The organism is Ewingella sp. C233, assembly GCF_055407225.1.
Genome location: NZ_JBUZRI010000001.1, coordinates 2,126,010 through 2,142,254 on the forward strand (window position 1 = coordinate 2,126,010; position 16,245 = coordinate 2,142,254).

The 16,245-nt window shown below is 54.7% G+C and carries 13 protein-coding genes; 4 read left to right on the forward strand and 9 right to left on the reverse strand.

Features of this window, described 5'->3' with window-relative positions:
* Window positions 1-6: 6 nt before the first annotated feature.
* The 4 genes from ACZRKO_RS09670 to ACZRKO_RS09685 are packed head-to-tail and all read right to left on the reverse strand — an operon-like array spanning window position 7 to window position 3,565.
* On the reverse strand, window positions 7-507 hold the full coding sequence (locus tag ACZRKO_RS09670) for a protein disulfide oxidoreductase (protein ID WP_463736976.1): 501 nt from the start codon (window positions 505-507) through the stop codon (window positions 7-9).
* Window positions 494-1,090 (reverse strand): DsbA family protein, encoded by a 597-nt coding sequence (locus ACZRKO_RS09675; protein WP_463736977.1) that lies wholly within the window; start codon window positions 1,088-1,090, stop codon window positions 494-496. Before ACZRKO_RS09675 ends, ACZRKO_RS09670 begins: the two co-directional genes overlap by 14 nt.
* Window positions 1,087-3,123 (reverse strand): protein-disulfide reductase DsbD family protein, encoded by a 2,037-nt coding sequence (locus ACZRKO_RS09680; RefSeq protein ID WP_463736978.1) that lies wholly within the window; start codon window positions 3,121-3,123, stop codon window positions 1,087-1,089. The genes ACZRKO_RS09675 and ACZRKO_RS09680 overlap by 4 nt, the downstream gene beginning before the upstream one ends.
* Window positions 3,124-3,178: 55 nt before the next feature.
* The gene (locus ACZRKO_RS09685; protein ID WP_463736979.1) at window positions 3,179-3,565 is read right to left on the reverse strand and encodes a copper resistance protein; all 387 of its coding nucleotides are present in this window, start codon (window positions 3,563-3,565) and stop codon (window positions 3,179-3,181) included.
* Between the two features lie 183 nt (window positions 3,566-3,748).
* On the opposite strand from ACZRKO_RS09685, the gene ACZRKO_RS09690 reads away from it, so the two are divergent.
* The 3 genes from ACZRKO_RS09690 (at window position 3,749) to ACZRKO_RS09700 (ending at window position 6,760) form a co-directional block, all read left to right on the forward strand.
* Complete coding sequence (locus ACZRKO_RS09690) at window positions 3,749-3,991, forward strand: DinI family protein (protein ID WP_140471316.1); 243 nt, start codon at window positions 3,749-3,751, stop codon at window positions 3,989-3,991.
* Between the two features lie 187 nt (window positions 3,992-4,178).
* Entirely contained in the window at window positions 4,179-5,945 is a 1,767-nt protein-coding gene (locus ACZRKO_RS09695) for a penicillin-binding transpeptidase domain-containing protein (RefSeq protein WP_463736980.1), read from the forward strand.
* Between the two features lie 428 nt (window positions 5,946-6,373).
* Window positions 6,374-6,760: a helix-turn-helix domain-containing protein gene (locus ACZRKO_RS09700; protein ID WP_463736981.1), complete on the forward strand. Its 387-nt coding sequence runs from the start codon at window positions 6,374-6,376 to the stop codon at window positions 6,758-6,760.
* Between the two features lie 6 nt (window positions 6,761-6,766).
* Here the strand turns inward: ACZRKO_RS09700 and ACZRKO_RS09705 are convergent, their stop codons facing one another.
* Both ACZRKO_RS09705 and ompC read right to left on the reverse strand, forming a co-directional pair.
* Window positions 6,767-7,234, reverse strand: coding sequence for a nuclear transport factor 2 family protein (locus tag ACZRKO_RS09705; protein ID WP_463736982.1), 468 nt, complete (start codon window positions 7,232-7,234; stop codon window positions 6,767-6,769).
* Window positions 7,235-7,397: 163 nt separating this feature from the next.
* Window positions 7,398-8,522: a porin OmpC gene (gene ompC, locus ACZRKO_RS09710; protein ID WP_463736983.1), complete on the reverse strand. Its 1,125-nt coding sequence runs from the start codon at window positions 8,520-8,522 to the stop codon at window positions 7,398-7,400.
* 852 nt (window positions 8,523-9,374) lie between these two features.
* Between ompC and ACZRKO_RS09715 the strand changes: the two genes are divergently transcribed.
* The gene (locus tag ACZRKO_RS09715) at window positions 9,375-11,351 is read left to right on the forward strand and encodes a DUF4034 domain-containing protein (RefSeq protein ID WP_463736984.1); all 1,977 of its coding nucleotides are present in this window, start codon (window positions 9,375-9,377) and stop codon (window positions 11,349-11,351) included.
* Here the strand turns inward: ACZRKO_RS09715 and ACZRKO_RS09720 are convergent.
* The 3 genes from ACZRKO_RS09720 to ACZRKO_RS09730 form a co-directional block, all read right to left on the reverse strand.
* Window positions 11,348-12,517: a secretion protein HlyD gene (locus ACZRKO_RS09720; protein WP_463736985.1), complete on the reverse strand. Its 1,170-nt coding sequence runs from the start codon at window positions 12,515-12,517 to the stop codon at window positions 11,348-11,350. The genes ACZRKO_RS09715 and ACZRKO_RS09720 overlap by 4 nt on opposite strands.
* A 9-nt stretch (window positions 12,518-12,526) precedes the next feature.
* Window positions 12,527-14,698, reverse strand: a complete 2,172-nt coding sequence (locus ACZRKO_RS09725) for a type I secretion system permease/ATPase (RefSeq protein ID WP_463736986.1) — start codon at window positions 14,696-14,698, stop codon at window positions 12,527-12,529.
* A gap of 120 nt (window positions 14,699-14,818) precedes the next feature.
* Window positions 14,819-16,201: a TolC family outer membrane protein gene (locus tag ACZRKO_RS09730; protein WP_463736987.1), complete on the reverse strand. Its 1,383-nt coding sequence runs from the start codon at window positions 16,199-16,201 to the stop codon at window positions 14,819-14,821.
* Between the last annotated feature and the right edge of the window lie 44 nt (window positions 16,202-16,245).

The window sequence follows — 16,245 nt, forward strand, 5'->3', positions numbered from 1 at the left end:
CAGAGATTAAAGCGCGGCAAACCATAGCCGCGCTTTCATTCCCCAGTAAGATGTCCATCCCGTCGTAGTACTCACTACCCTGCCCTTATCAATAATCACAAACGTTGGCGTGACGCCGATACCCCACTGCGCAGAAATCTCGCCTCGCTGATCGTTAACCACCGGCATCTCAATTTTTTTCGCCTGCAAATACCGTTGCAGCTCGCTGCCATCGCCTGAGCGCAGCGCCACCGTCAGCACATTTTCGCCCTCTGCGGCGAGCTTACCCACATTAGGCGTGGTGAGTTTGCACACACCGCACCATGTTGCCCAGAAGTAAACCAGTAGCGGCTGCTGCTGGCTTTTCTCGTTAAGGGTGACCGTCTGACCGTCCAGCGTTTGCAGGGGCTGATGGCCGAAGTCAGCCGGAGCCTGCGGCGCGCGCAGGAAATCCATGCCGAACAGCACCACCATCACTAGCAATAGGCCGATGCCTATCTCTTTGGCCCAACGTTTAACTTTTGTCATTTTTCACCTTCTCAAGCTGTACTTTAACCAGCTTATTAAGGTCATCCCATGAAATGGCACCGGCCACCAATTGATCGCCAATAATGGTCGCAGGCGTTCCCTGAATGCCCAGCACTTCGGCAATTTCCACATTGGTTTTCAGTTGCAGATAACTTTCCGGCGTCACTTTTACCGGCGGCAGGCCAACTTTGGCAATTGCGGCATCAATACTTTCCTCATCCTGTGGCCCTTTTTTCGCCATCATCCGCTGATGCAACGCCATGAATTTGTCCGGCTGCTGTTCCCAGACGGTCAGCGCCGCACGTCCTGCACTGATCGAACTTGCGCCACGAAACGGCAGCAGTTTGATAACCACGGCCACGTCAGGATTCTCCTTCACCAGCCGCTCCAGCAACGGGTCAAACTGTTTACAGTACGGGCAGTTGTAGTCGGTAAATGACACCAGCGTCAGCCGGGCATTTTTGGCACCAAAGCGCGGCGTCGCCGGATCATTGAACAGGATCTGCTCGGGCGTCTGGGTCTGTTCCTGCGCCAGTAAAACCGGCGATATCACCATCATTAAAATCAGTATTAACGTTTTCATTTTTTCTCTTCCTGAGCATTTTTCAGCCCCTGTAATACGGCGTCACGGGTCAGCAGCGGTGATAAAATTTCACCTGCCGGCATGCCCGGACCATAGATTTGGTTGAACGGTACGGCAACGCTGCCGCGTTTTTGCAGAAATGCATTGATAGGCTTCGACGGGCGACTCCAGTCACCGCGCAAAGCAACAACCTGTTGGTCACTCAGCGCCTGTTGCACGTCATCACGCAGCAGTACGTTGAATTTATTGGCCTTACAGGTGACGCACCAGTCGGCGGTGACGTCGACAAACACCACTTTATTTTTGGCGAGAGCCTCGGTGATCGCCTGCTCGGTGAGCGGCTGCCAGTTGACCTTGTCCTGCAACGGCCTGCTGGTACCGCTGAAAAAGAATGCGGCTATCAGCATCAGCAGACCGCCCAGCAGCAACCCGATGCAGAGCGCCACTGCCGTATTACGCCTGCCGTAGCGTCTTAATGACGCCAGCACCAGTGCCAGCAGCATCACCACGGCAAGACCAATAACGGTTTCGATACTCAGATGGTTTTGCATCAGGCTCAGCAACCACAGACAGGCCGCCAGCATCAGCCCGCCCAGCGCCACACGCAGGCGCAGCATCCAGCGCCCCGGCCGGGGCATACGCAGCGCCAGCCCCGGCCAAGTGGCAATCAACAGCCACGGCAGGCTCATGCCGATCCCCAGCATCAGGAACAATCCCCACAACACCGGCAATGGTGCCGCCAGCGCAAAGGCCACGGCGGTCCCGAGGAAAGGGGCTGAACAGGGTGTCGCCAGCAGTGTCGCAAAGGCCCCTTCACCAAAATTGCCCGCCAGCCCGCTGCGTTTTTGCGTGGCGAGACGGGTCGTCATGCGCGAAGGCAGATTAATTTCGAACAGTCCCAGCAGATTGGCAGTGAAGAGCGCCGTGACCAGCACCATCAGGCCGATAAACCACGGGCTCTGGAACTGAATGCCCCAGCCGAGGGTTTGATGGGTATAACGCAGTACAGTCATCAGCAGCGCGAGGGCCAGAAACGAGGTGATGATACCCGCCGATGACGCAAGGAACTGCACCCGCACGCTTTTACGGTCGCGCTGTTCCACCTGCAAAATGCTACCGAGTTTCATTCCGAGCACGGGTAAAACACAAGGCATCAGGTTGAGGATAAACCCGCCTGCCAGCGCCATCAGCGCGATTTGCCAGAGCGCGACTGTGCCACCAGCAGCCGTACCAGTCAGCTTAGCGACCGGCAAAGTCAGCTGCTGTGCTATCCCGTTGTCAGCCAGCACCAGGCTGAGCGTTTTTCCGCTGATGTCCCCTGCCGCGTCGCCCCATTCGTCGGTGACAGGCACGGTTGCGGACAGTTTTACGCCATCGATTTTTATCTGTGGTTTACCAAAGGCGCTGCCCTCCAGCCCGTCAATAAACAGCGCCGGACTCTGCCAGCCCTGTGCGCGGCTGGCTGAAATCACCAGACTACCTTGCCGATAAGCGGCCGAAGCGTCGCCCGTCAGTCCCTGCGTGATCGGCACCTGCCCCATCGCGATAGCAAACTGACGTAAGAATTCAGCCCTGTCGCCTGCGGCGGTGAGATCAAGATGGAAGGGATAATCGGTCAGAATACAGACGTTGCTGCAGGTCGGCAGTGTCAGCGTGCCGGACAACGTCGCGGGTGATGTTGCTTTGATAACGATCGGGAAAGTCACATCGTCGTGATAACCCTGCGTGGTCAGCCCCGCAACGTCAAAACGCGACGGCATGGGCCAGAACCACTGCACTGGCGCTGCGCTGTTCTGCCATTCGATGACCGGCGCAACCCCGCCCTCGCCGGGCGAACGCCAGTAGGTTTTCCAGCCTTTTTCCAGACTGACTGAGAGCAGAACCTGAGTTTCATCGCCCGATGGCTCAGCCTGAAAACGCACTTTGGCGTGGGTATTTTGTGGGCTTTGCAGCCAGCCGCTATCAGCCGCATAAAGCTGAGGCAGCCAAAGCAGCAGCAGGCAGGCCATGGCCGCCCTGAAGGCACTACGCATAAATTTTCTCCAAAAATAAAAATGTCACATCCGAATGAAATACGGAGGCGCGTTTTTATTCCCGGAAGACGCAGAGCCGCAAATGTACCCGCAGTCGCGGAACAGGCACGGCCTCGGGCAGGCGCGTGCGAATAGCCGCCAGATTGCCCGCTGACAAAAAGGCCAGCAGCAAGCCGAGGGCCAGCAGCGCAAACTCAAGGATAACAGGAGGAGCTGACAGCAACGATTTGCTGCTTAACTCGCAGGGCGTGGGGATGAGGGAAGCTTCAGAAGGCGTTTCTGAGGAGTGTGCACCGGCTGCCGCAACTTGTTGCGTCACGCTGTCAGCACGCAGGGAGGCAGACAACGCGTTCAGCCCGGCGATACGCTGCGTCATACAAGTAAGTATGACCAGAGTAGCCAGGCAGAAAAAAGTCAGTGCAGAACGCCGTTGTTTATTCATTCACTCCTCGCGCCCTTCATCTTGAAGCGGCGGCCGTAGTCTAACGTCCAATCAAACATTCACAAAGGTTATGTATAACCTATTACATGAATTTACGCTCGAAACAGTTGGAGCAGCCACTGAATTTACTGTATATTTAGCCAGTTAATTTTACTAACAAGTCTGCATGAAGGATAAAGATCGATGCTGGTTGAACTGGTGTATGACAAACGTAACGTGGCCGGGATCCCCGACGCCAGCGACAAAATTAAGGCTGAACTGACCAAACGCGTCCACCGCCTGTTCCCTGATGCCGAAGTCAAAGTCAAACCGATGCAGGCAAACGGTCTGAACACGTCCGGTGCCAGTAAGCAGGAGCGTTCTCATCTCAACCAGATGCTCGAAGAGATGTTCGAAGAAGCCGATGAATGGCTCTCGGTTGAGTAACGGTTACTTACAAAGCGCAACTCAAATAAACATAACCCGGCAATGGCTTATTATAATATGAGCATGATACAAAATTCATTATCAATCAGAATGATGAGTGCCGGGTACGTGCTGCTTTAATAAGCGTTTTTACCCTCTGCTTCGTCATTCTTTGGCAACATCAGCGTCAACGACTTGCGAAGCCACCATGCCCCCAAAAAAAGCCAATGCACAGCCCCATTTTTATTCCAAACGCTTTGCCCTGATATGTCTGGGTATTGTCTGTTGCATGGTTTTTCTGCTGGCCCGCGTAGGTTACTTACAGCTGCTTAACCGCCCGATGCTGGAACGCCAGGCGGATCAGCGTTCGCTGCGCTCCACGGTGATCCCTGCCGATCGCGGCACCATCGCTGACCGTAACGGCCATCCGCTGGCCCTGAGCGTGGCGTCAAAAGACATCATTGCCGACCCTTTCCGCGTTCTGCAATTGCACAGCGATCTCAATAGTCCGAAATGGCAATATCTGTCCTCGGCGCTCAATATGCCGCTGTCGCAGCTTCAGCAAATCATCACCAGCGATCCGCAGCGCCGCTTTGTCTACCTTGGACGTAAAGTCGAACAGGGGATCGCCAATGATATCGGCCAGTTGCATCTTGGCGGCATCAGCAGCCAGCACGATGACAGCCGGTATTATCCGATGAGCGAGGCAGCAGCCAATCTGGTGGGTGTTGTGGGTACTGATAATGAAGGGCTAACCGGTGTCGAAAAAGGGTTTAACACTCTGCTGGAAGGCAAGCCGGGCATGCGTGAATACCGTCAGGATGGTCATGGCAACGTGATTGGTATTCTTAAGGAAGTCCCGCCGCAACAACCACCGACAGTGAACCTGAGTATCGACAGTTACATGCAGTATGTAATGTATTCACGTCTGCAGGCTGGCGTTCTGGCCAATCAGGCGGACTCCGGCGCGGCAGTGCTCGTTGACGTGAATACCGGTGAAATCCTCGGTATGGCTTCCTACCCGTCCTATAACCCGAACAATTATGCCGGTGTGCAGCCAAAAGATATGCGCAACGTAGCGATCAGTGACAGCTTTGAGCCCGGCTCTACGGTGAAACCACTGGTCGTTATGGCCGGTCTGGCACGTCGTATGATCCGCCCGGACTCTGTGCTCGACACCCGACCGTACACCGTCAATGGTCACCTGATCAAAGACGTCGGCCACTGGCCTGCCTTAACCATTACCGGCGTGTTACAGAAATCCAGTGACATTGCCGTTTCTCACATCGCCCTTGCCATGCCAGCGCAGGTACTGGTGCAGCTCTATCAGTCTTTTGGTTTGGGAAAACCTACCGATCTGGGTATTGGCGGCGAGAGCAGCGGCTATTTCCCGTTGCACCGTGAGCGCTGGGCTGACATTGAACGAGCCACCTTCTCGTTCGGCTATGGCCTGCGGGTCACCCCGCTGCAAATTGCCCGTGAATACGCCACCATTGGCGCGCTGGGTATCTACCGTCCACTGTCGATCACCAAAGTCACGCCGCCGGTGCTTGGCACCCGGGTGATGTCTCAGGATGTGGTTCAGACTGTCATCCATATGATGGAGAGTGACGCCCTGCCCGGCGGATCGGGCCTGAGTGCCGCCGTTCCAGGCTACCGTCTGGCAATCAAAACCGGTACAGCGGAAAAAATGGGAGCCAGCGGCAAATATGACGGCGGTTATATTAACTACACTGCCGGTGTCGCCCCTGCCAGTAACCCGCGCATCGCTCTGGTCGTGATGGTCAACAACCCGCAGGCAGGTAAGCACTTCGGGGGATCCGTTGCCGGTCCGATATTTGGCCAAATTATGGGACAGGTACTCAATCATATGAACATCGCCCCTGATGCGCTGGTCCCTCAGACCCCGCCGGAAACCATTATTAACAACGGGCAAAAAACCAATCTGATCAGGCGCAGCGCAGCAGCAGAATGATTTTTTTCTTCATCAGACTGGATTTCTGCCTCTAATCTGGTACCTTCCGCTTGTTTCGCCCATCGGGGTGTTAAAGTTGGAGGCAGAGCTTCTCTGCAAAGCGTTATATGAAGCGGCTTTTTATTGTGTTCGTTATTTTTATCGCAGTGTGTACGGCAGTTGTGGCGCTAAATATGCAGGGCTCCGGCCCCTGGTAACCGAGACATGTCTACTTTCCAGTGAGAACTGATTTTGCCTACAGGTAAGCGATTCATCATGATCATCATTGCTATTCTTATTGGAATAGTGGTGCTTGACGATGTTATTGCGCGGTTCATCCACTGGATCCTGCTGCGTTAAACACGCTACCTCGTGCGCCGTTGTGGCAACCCCGTCATGATGACGAAGTTGTGTATAATAGCCTTATTGAACATCAACACAGACTGGTTATGGCTCAGGATATTCATCTCACTATCGTCTGCGCACTCAGCAAATGGATTGAAGGCCATCTTGGGCGCGTTATCCACCTCGAAGAATTAGCTGAGTATTCAGGCTATTCGCTTTGGCACATGCAAAAATTATTTAAAGAATCGACCAGTATCTCACTCGGTAAGTATATCCGTGAGCGCCGTCTGGCCAGCGCCGTCTATCAGCTGAGCAGCAGTGATACGTCAATTTTTGATATCGCCATGGATTTCGGCTTTGGCTCGCAGTCACATTTCACTTATATGTTCCGCAAACGCTTCAACATCACGCCGTTTGAATTTCGTCAAAATCCGGACATCAAATTGGAGGTCGCACCACCCCTGCACATCATCCACCAAAAATCGGCCTGAGACGGACTAGAAGCCTAAGTCACTGAGGGAAGGATGATCATCGGGGCGGCGCCCTAACGGCCAGTGGAATTTCCGCTCACTCTCCTTAATCGGCAGATCGTTTATGCAGGCGTGGCGGGCAAACATCAGTCCCTCTGCATTAAACTCCCAGTTTTCATTACCAAAACTGCGATACCAGTTGCCCGAATCATCCCGCCATTCATAGGCAAAACGCACCGCAATGCGCGCGCCATCAAATGCCCACAACTCTTTAATTAGACGGTATTCCAGCTCCTTAGCCCATTTACGTTCTAAAAATGCCACCACGGCTGGCTGGCCTTCGGCAAATTCGCTGCGGTTACGCCAGCGGGTGTCTTCAGAATAAACCTGACGCACGCGCTGCGGGTCACGGCTGTTCCACGCATCTTCAGCCAGACGCACTTTCTCGATGGCGCTTTCGCGGGTGAACGGGGGTAAAGGGGGTTTGATTGACATGCGGACCTCTAAATTGAATGGGACGAGTGAGTCAGTTCTTTATACATAAAAAGCAGACATAAAAAAAACACACAAAAAACGCGACCGAAGCCGCGTTGATTGTGACTGCATCATTCTGTGTCTGAAAATGCCTGTCTGGTTTGCGAAAGCAACCTGCAACAGGTTAGAACTGGTACACCAGACCGACTGCCGTCACGTCGTCGGTAGTAATACCGGCGGCCTGAGTGAAGTCACTGCTGTCAATCAGGTTGATTTTGTAATCAACGTAAGCTGACATATTTTTGTTGAAGTAATAGGTGGCACCCAGGTCGACGAATTTCACCAGATCCTGATCGCCATAGGTATTCCCTACGCTGTCAGAACCCAGATCTTTACCGCGGTTTTGGTTATACGCCACGAACGGACGCAGACCAAAGTCGAACTGATAACTGGCGTAGGCTTCAAATGCCTGAGACTCATTAGCATAACCGTAGGCTTCTGAGCTGGTAGAACCGAAACGGCTGGCATTGTATGCCTGGGTGAACATCGCAGCCAGGTACACATTGTTCGCATCATATTTCAGACCACCGCTATAACCTTCAGCACGGCTGCCCTGTCCCATGATCCCTGGGGTGTCGTTTTGTTCGTTGGTACGGTCAGAGTTGAAGAATGCACCGGCCACGCTCACGCCAGCGCCGATGTCATAGCTCAGGGACATCCCGTAGCCGTCACCGTTTTGTGTCAGCACATCACGTTGGCCCGGTTCGCCGCCACCGTCGTTTTTACCCTGATATTGCAGAGCAAAGTTCAGGCCATCAACCAGACCAAAGAAGTTGCTGTTACGGTAAGTGGCTACGCCGTTGGTACGCTGGAACAGGAACTGGTCTGCGCCATAAGTCGAACCATCGAACTCAGGCTGCATGTCGGTATACGCGGCCACGTCGTACAGCACGCCGTTGTTACGACCGTAGTCGAACGAACCATAGTCGCCAAATTTCAGACCGGCAAAACCATAACGGGTAAAGGAATTGTTACCTGAATCAGAGCTTTCCGCGCGGTTAGCCTGCACCTGATACTCCCACTGGCCGTAACCGGTCAGTTGGTCGGAGATTTGCGTCTCCCCTTTGAAACCCATACGTATATAGCTCTGATCGCCATCAGAGCCTGCATCGTTAGAGAAATAGTGGAGGCCATCAACCAAACCATACAGGTCCAGTTTGTTGCCGTCTTTATTATAGACTTCTGCCGCACTTGCTGTTCCTGCCACTAATAATGCAGGTACCAAGAGAGAAAGAATTCGGAGTTTCATTTTGATCTATCCTCGTAGGGTGTCGGGCGTGCCACTGATTGATGAGTACCAGATGAAATAACGCTATTAAAATTATATGCCCGACATGGCAAATCCATTCTCTGGATATAAGTCATATTAATCCAGAAAGAAAATGATACGAACCTAATGATAATGTTTCATACATATTAGAAGATGTAACTTTATATTAATATCGTAGAACTTTCTTGAAAAAAATCAATGTTAAAATAAAGCACTAATCGTTCATATTTATAAAAAACCTTACAATTCATTGCATTAAATGACACTCACACAGCACTAAGTGATAAAGCAAAAAATCAGAAGATCTCTATAATTCACATTGCTATCATCATTATTTGTTATTCATTACCTTCATTCCGGATTTTCTGGAAACGACAGCCGGCCCTCATGGCCGGTTTTTTTTTACTTTTTGTGCGGTAGTCACGCAACGTGACACTGTCGTTCATGCGTTATTTCCTACCGGTAGCACAATAATGACAACTTTCCACTCTCCTATTTCCTGATTCATTCCCTCCACTATTCTTTCTTATTTTCCTTATTCTCTTCACATTCTGAACAGTGATTTATTAATATCCGATACAAAATACAGCCATTATTCAGACCTAAAAACAAACAGTTAATTACCCTGGTACTGATTTCCTCCACAATAGATTCAATTTTTGTACAGTATTAGTCAGCCGGCGGGATGATCCGTTACTATGGGGGATATCTAAGAGCAATCCCGCTGATGTTGCCGCTTTCAGCCGATACACTGTTGCTCTGCACGCGCCTTGTCAGACAGCCTTTTCGCTGCCAGCGCGCCACTTCTTACGTCCGGACCCAGGGAACCTCATGTCACAACAGCTTCAGCACGACAACCTCTCAAAGGCCAGAATGCTACTGGCAACGCGCCGTTTTGTTAAACTCGACGAGTGGCTGTTATTGCTGATGCGTGGCTGGCAGAACCAGACGGACCTGCACAGTGACTACGGTCTGGTTCTGCATCCGGGAGCGCTGACCGCCGGGGCTGAAACCCACACCGTTGACCCGCTGGAACTCTTCAGTGACTGGGCGCAGCAGTGCCCGCAGAGCTACCATGCACACGTCCTTCTGGGGATGTTCTGGCATGAGCAGGCGTGGAAAATTCGTCAGGGCAATGGCAGCGATGAGATTGAAGACAGTCAGTGGCTGGGCGCACAACTCTGCTGCGATTACTCGGTTCTGGCTTTTTTACGCGCGATCGAATTACACCCGCGCCCGACGCACGCTTTCCGCCACCTGATGAATCTGAGCGGCGGTTTTGGCGAGCCTTACTGGCTGCGCGATCTGTTTACCGGTCAGCAACCGTTGCCTTTGCATGAAAAATTCAATATCGCGGGAAGCGCTGTCTGGCATGAAGGCGTGGCCCATCTGCACGCGTTGGGGGTCGAACCGGCAACCCACTGGCCGCAGACCTTACCTGCGGCCCTGAAAAACAGCCGTAAAGAAGCCGACGCCGCACTGGATTACTGGCTGCGCATGGCGATGAGCGTACGTCACAGCGATGTCGGTACGATGGAGTCTTATCTGATTTTCCATTCCGCCGCCTGGGGTGGCGATGACGAGCGGCAGATACAGATCATCGACGGGCCACTTTGTGCAGAATTCAGTGAGTCCGAGCGCAATCATTTTCGCGCCAACGCCCTGACCGATGCCCTCTCCGGCGACATTGCCGACCGTGATTCAGAACGCGCTCATCTTTTGCAACAGCGCATTCAGGCGTTGTTCACGCAGCCGCTGGATGACGCGACCCGCATCCGCCTGCTGGATTTGTATGGCACCTGCACCGCCTACTGGCAGGATGACGATCAGGCAGGGTTGGGGGTTTACAGTGACCTGTTCGCCGTCTCGCCGCAGGCCATGCCGGGGCATTTTGCTGCCATGTTTATCTCCCGCGCCGTACTGGCAAACGGTGAGCTGCTGGGGCTGCCCGTCCTCACATCCCTGCTGATACGCGCCGTCAATCAACCTGACGACGCCGTACTGATCGCCTATGCCGCTACGGCGTTGCAATACGGACTGTACGGTTTGCTCCTACAACCTGATCTCAGCTCAGGCCTGATGGACCGCGCGGCATCGCTGATACTGCAATCAGGCCAGGAGATCAGCGCAAAAGATCTCATCACCATCGCCCACGATATGGCGATTAATGACGATCTCGATGCCGCGCACTTCCTGATGACAGAGATGGCCCGCCGCGGCAGCGCGCTGCACAGCTATGAGCTCTATTTTTTCTACCGCAATGGCTGGCATCAGGATGTTCCAGAGAAATTCCACAGCGACAGTAACGCCATGGACTGCGTGATCAGTGCCGCCCGCTCAGGGCTGGTGCCTGCAATGTTTACCTGCGCTAATGCGCTGCGTGAGGGTATCGGTGGCGAGGCAGATTACGACCAGGCGATGCAGTGGTATCAGCGGGCTATCGACGCCGGGCATCTCTCCTCCGCCTACTGGCGCGCCAGCTGCGCACTGGACAGCGGTCCGGAGCAGGATAAACGTCTGGCCGCGGAGCAGTGGTTGCCTGCCATTTTGCTCGACCCTACACACCCTGATCGCAGTGAAGCCGCCTATACCCTCGGCATGGCGTGGATGACCGGCAGCGGCGTCAAAAAGAACCGTCATATTGCCGCACAATTTATGCAGTTTGTTCTCGAACTGGACCCGCAATCCGACGCCGCGCGCCAAATGCTGACCGAGCTCACAGGCTCCCTGCGCAACCGCATGAGCCTGTGGCAGGATAAACGCAAAACTGATGAGGCCGACGTGGTGGCGCAATACCGTATTGTTTAGCGCTCACGCAGTGACTCTTTAACCTTATTCAGCGGTTTAATCAGATAATCCAGCACAGTTTTCTGGCCGGTTTTAATCTCGACGCTGGCGACCATGCCGGGAACTATCGGGAATTGCCGTCCCGCTTTGTTGGTCAGGACGGCTTTGTCGGTACGCACATAGACGCGGTAGTAAAACTGGTCGCGTTTGACTTCGTCCTGCAAGGTGTCCGGCGAGACACTTTCCACCTGCCCTTCCAGATCGCCATAAATCGAGGAGTCATAGGCACTGATTTTTACTGTGGCGGGTAAGCCGGGGCGGATGTAGGCGATATCACGCGGGTTGATGCGGGTTTCGATCAGCAACTGATCTTCAATCGGCACGATTTCCATCAATTTTCCGCCGGGCTGCAACACGCCGCCGACGGTGCTGACCTGAATGTCCTTCACGATGCCATGCACCGGCGAAAACAGCTCTGAACGGGTAACCTGATCCTCTTTACCGGCCATGACCTGCAATTCGGCGTCGAGATCGGCGTTGTTCTTTACCTGCTCCTCACGGGCACGCACCGCGTACTGGTTCGTGGCATCGTCAATTTTACCGCGCAGTTCGCTGGCCTGACGTTTGAGGCGAATCACTTCTACCTGCCCCGCTGCGCCTTTAGCCACCAGCGGCTGGGTCATGTTGATTTCATCGTTAACCAGTTTCAGCGACTGTTGCAGGTTGCTGACGGTTTCATCGCGGTTCTGCTTGCGTGAGAGGTAAAGCTGGCGTTCGCGGGCCACCAGTTCCGGGGCTTTCATGGTTTCCCCGCTGAATTTCAGCGGTGCACCGGTCAGCTCCGCGCTCAGGCGTTCAGACGACGCCCGCAGCGTGCGTACCCGTGAAGCCGCTTCCCCGTAGTTAGACTGTGAACGGGTCGGGTCGAGCTGCGCCAGCATCTGCCCGCGGTTAACAATCGACCCTTCCTGCACCATCAGTTTAAGAATGACGCCGCCGTCGAGCGAGTCAATCTGCTGCGCTTTACTCGATGGGGTGACTTTACCGGTACCCACCGTCACTTCGTCGAGGGTGGCAAAATAGGCCCAGACAAAAAACAGAATAATTCCCACCAGAGAGGCCCAGACAATACCGGACACTTTTCTCTGCTGAGCGTCCAGCTCATCGTGCAAGGTTGCGTGTGTCATAAGGACTCCTTAAGCCGAAGCGGCAACGGCGGGCGCAGGGGGGGTATTGGAAACGGCAGTGGCAAGTATCTGGTCACGCGGGCCGTCAGCCACGACGCGACCGTTGTCCATCACAACAATACGGTCTACCAGTTCGAGCAGCGCCGGACGGTGCGTCACCACCACCAGCGTGCGGCCGGTGAGCCAGGTGTGCAGCTGGCGGATCACATACTCTTCCAGCGCTTCATCCATTGAAGCCGTCGGTTCATCGAGCAGAACCACCTGCGGATTACGCAGGATCAGGCGGCTGAGCAGCACCATCTGGCGCTGGCCGCCGGAGAGTCCGCGTCCGCCCTCATTGATGATTTTGTCCAGACTTGAAGCGTCCGCCTGCACCATAGACAGTGCGCCGCTGATGCGCAGCGCCTGCAACATCTCTTGGTCAGTGGCATGCGGATAACCCAGCATCAGGTTCTGGCGCAGCGTGCCGAAGAACAGCCGTGAATCCTGTGACAGATAGCCGAGCTGACGACGCACGTCGGCCGGTTCAATGCGTTTCATGTCCACGCCGTCGATAAGAATTTTGCCCTGCGAAGCGTCAGCCTGACCGGACAGCAGTTTAAGTAGCGTCGATTTCCCCGCGCCCACTTTGCCCAGAATCGCCACCCGTTCGCCGGGTTTAATCTCTAATTGATTAATGCCCAGCACGTTTGGCGACTGCTCTTTGTCATAGGTATACTGGACGTTACGCAGCTGATAGTGGCCGCTCAGCGTCGGACAGTGCGACAGTTCGGCATCTTCCGGGCGGTCAATAGGTTTTTTCAGCAGATCATCCAGCCCGCGCATCGCGCTTTTGGCATGCTGCCAGCGGGAGAACACCATGGTCAGTTGCATCAGCGGCGCGATAGTGCGTGATGACAACATACTGCTGGCGACCAGCGTACCGGTGGTGATATCACCACTTAGCACCAGATACACCCCGGCCACTAACATCCCTGCGTAGGTTAACTGCTGTACCGTCGAGGCCCAGCCGGTCAGGCGTGCCCCCCACAGACGTTGCTTCATGCCCACCGATGCGCTGACTTCATGGGTCTGCTCCCACTGACGCTGAAAATAGGCTTCGGCCTGTAACGCCTTAATATCTTCAATGCCTTCAATGGTTTCCACCAGCACCGCGTTACGCAGCGCCCCTTCGCGCATCCCCTCTTTCGCCAGCTTCGCCATCGGCCACTGGATCATGATGCCGGGAATAACAATCAGCGGGATCGCCAGCAGCGGAATGATCACCAGCGGACCGCCGATGAAAAACATAATGGCGAGGAACAGCAGCACAAATGGCATGTCTGCTGCGGCACTGACGGTGGTAGAGGTCAGCAGTTCGCGAACCTGATCGATTTCACGCAGCTGGGAGATAAAGGACCCGGTTGATTTCGGCCGGTCGTCATTTTTGATGTTCATCGCTCGCACAAAAAACAGCGACGAGACTTTGAGGTCAATGCGCTTACCCATCAGGTCGGAGACCAGCGTGCGCATCAGGCGGATGACATACTCGAGCGCCGCCGCCAGCACCACGCCGAAAAACAGTACCCATAACGTAGGCAGTGACTGGGCAGGAATGACGCGGTCGTAGATTTGCATTGAGAACAATATACCGGCCAGCGCCAGCACGTTGCCTATCACCGAGGCCAGCGAGATCTCCGCGATTTTGCGCCCCGCGCCGCGAAAATTGTCCCAGAACCAGTGTTTTTTATACGGCTGAACAAATTCATCAATGCGCTGGTCACGCCCGCGGGCCGCCACGCCGACCAGAAACACCGGCCCGCTGCTCTGTTCAAGCAACGTCACCAGTTCGGCTGAACGTAGCAAGTCGCCGCCATCGTTGATCCAGTAATCGGCCTGCCCGTCATCATGCAGGCGTTCGATCACCGCAATACCGCCCTGCTCCAGCTGAATAATGGCCGGCAGCACTTCGGCCCGCCAGCGGACTTTAGTCCAACTGACCATGCCGACTTGTAAACCCATCAAACCGCTCAGGCGATCGAGCTGACGGCCCAGCGGCTGATGTTCAAACCAGCGCATCTGCTGGCGTAAATATTGCGGATCGGCAGGCTTACCGAAATTTTCGGCTACCCGGACTAAAGCGCTGATCCAAACCTCTATCGACTGAGGTGTCGGGGTACTGGTTGTGGTTTCGTTGTTCATATCACCTCTTTCGCGCATTCTTACCCGTCGTCCTTCAAGCTGCCTCTGCGTTAGCTGCCTTCATTATTCGTTGCCGCCTTGATGCAACTCGAATGACGTTGGGTGTGAGGGTAATTACCCTTATAAACTTGGCAGGGTGTCGCCGGTCTGTTTTTGCCGGTCGATACCTAACATGTCCACCAGATTGTCTACGGCGGCGGCATAGCGCACGGTGGCGTCCCAGCCGTCATACAATGCACCGATGCGCATGGTCTCGGCCTGAAAAACGTCCTGCTCAACGCTCAGCAGATCGTTGAGGCTGCGCTTGCTCAGCTTGTATTCGTCCTGATAGACACTGCGGGTGTGTGTGGCGCTGGCGTACTGGTCCTCACCGGCCACCTGCCGCTGCTGTCCACCGATCATGTCGGCGTAAGCAATGGAGGCTTTCTGATTGATGTCCAGCTTGGTTTTTTCAACGTCTGCTTGTGCTGCCTGCCGCTCACCTTCCGCGGCGCGGGCTTTCGCGCTGACCGCACCGCCCTGATAGACCGGTGCATCCACCGCCAGTTGCAGTTCGTCGTCCCAGTAGGAACCGCCGCTGCTGCTGGCGTTCTGATAACGGGTGCGCCCGGCCTGCACTTTGATGGTCGGCCAGTGTTGTGCCTGCGCCTGATTCACCCGTTCTATAGCCGCCTGCTGCTTGGCCTGTGCGGCACGCACCAGCGCGCTGTTTTCATAGGGGATTTTGTTGAGGGTGACTTTCTGATTCAGCAGGCTTTGCGGCAGGTCCGGCAGGTTATCGGCCACCACGCCGGTCAGCACGGTGAGCTGTGCCTGCGCCGACCGTTGTTGGGCACGGTACTGCTCGACCGTCGCACGCATACCCGCAATACGGGTTTCCGCCTGCAAGACGTCAGACTGGGAACTTAACCCCGCGTCGGCGCGCAGTTTTGCGGTGTCCGCCACGCGTTGCAACGAGTCAATATTGTCGCGGGCCGCAATGCTCAGCGCCTGATAACGCTTCACTTCGAGATAAGCCTGAAGGGTACTGAGCGCCACGTCGGTCATGGTGCCGTAAAGGGAGTAACGGTAGGAGTCGGACAGGCGTTCCTGCTCATCAATGCTACCGCCGGTACGGCCGAAGTCGTACAGTAACTGGCTGAGCTGAACACCGCCCGATGCGTTGTTATCAAGGGTGCCCGAAGAGTCGGTCTGGCGCGATTTACCGGCCGTGCCCTGTAATGAAATTTGCGGATACCAGGCACTCTTCGCCGCATCCAGATTGCCGTTACCGACGCGAATTTGCGCCGCCGCCTCGGCTATCTGCGGGTTACGGGCAAAAGCACGCAATATCGCATCGCGTAACGTCAGGCTGGCCTGCATCTCCTCACTTGGAGCAGCCTGCCAGTCAAATTCAGGCTGCTTAGCAGCCGCGCCCGCACTGCTACTGTTCGCACCGGCAACAACAATCCATATCGTCCCGAGTACCGCGGCAAAACGCCGGGTTGATCTGTTTTTTTTCATGAGCGACACCACTTATTCTCGCCGGTTTTTATTATTTTTCAGCC

Excerpts from the sequence above, each read along its gene's own strand:
- ACZRKO_RS09670 (WP_463736976.1), bottom strand. The coding sequence starts at position 507 with ATGACAAAAGTTAAACGTTGGGCCAAAGAGATAGGCATCGGCCTATTG.
- ACZRKO_RS09675 (WP_463736977.1), bottom strand. The coding sequence starts at position 1,090 with ATGAAAACGTTAATACTGATTTTAATGATGGTGATATCGCCGGTTTTA.
- ACZRKO_RS09680 (WP_463736978.1), bottom strand. The coding sequence starts at position 3,123 with ATGCGTAGTGCCTTCAGGGCGGCCATGGCCTGCCTGCTGCTGCTTTGG.
- ACZRKO_RS09685 (WP_463736979.1), bottom strand. The coding sequence starts at position 3,565 with ATGAATAAACAACGGCGTTCTGCACTGACTTTTTTCTGCCTGGCTACT.
- ACZRKO_RS09690 (WP_140471316.1), top strand. The coding sequence starts at position 3,749 with ATGCTGGTTGAACTGGTGTATGACAAACGTAACGTGGCCGGGATCCCC.
- ACZRKO_RS09695 (WP_463736980.1), top strand. The coding sequence starts at position 4,179 with ATGCCCCCAAAAAAAGCCAATGCACAGCCCCATTTTTATTCCAAACGC.
- ACZRKO_RS09700 (WP_463736981.1), top strand. The coding sequence starts at position 6,374 with ATGGCTCAGGATATTCATCTCACTATCGTCTGCGCACTCAGCAAATGG.
- ACZRKO_RS09705 (WP_463736982.1), bottom strand. The coding sequence starts at position 7,234 with ATGTCAATCAAACCCCCTTTACCCCCGTTCACCCGCGAAAGCGCCATC.
- ompC (WP_463736983.1), bottom strand. The coding sequence starts at position 8,522 with ATGAAACTCCGAATTCTTTCTCTCTTGGTACCTGCATTATTAGTGGCA.
- ACZRKO_RS09715 (WP_463736984.1), top strand. The coding sequence starts at position 9,375 with ATGTCACAACAGCTTCAGCACGACAACCTCTCAAAGGCCAGAATGCTA.
- ACZRKO_RS09720 (WP_463736985.1), bottom strand. The coding sequence starts at position 12,517 with ATGACACACGCAACCTTGCACGATGAGCTGGACGCTCAGCAGAGAAAA.
- ACZRKO_RS09725 (WP_463736986.1), bottom strand. The coding sequence starts at position 14,698 with ATGAACAACGAAACCACAACCAGTACCCCGACACCTCAGTCGATAGAG.
- ACZRKO_RS09730 (WP_463736987.1), bottom strand. The coding sequence starts at position 16,201 with ATGAAAAAAAACAGATCAACCCGGCGTTTTGCCGCGGTACTCGGGACG.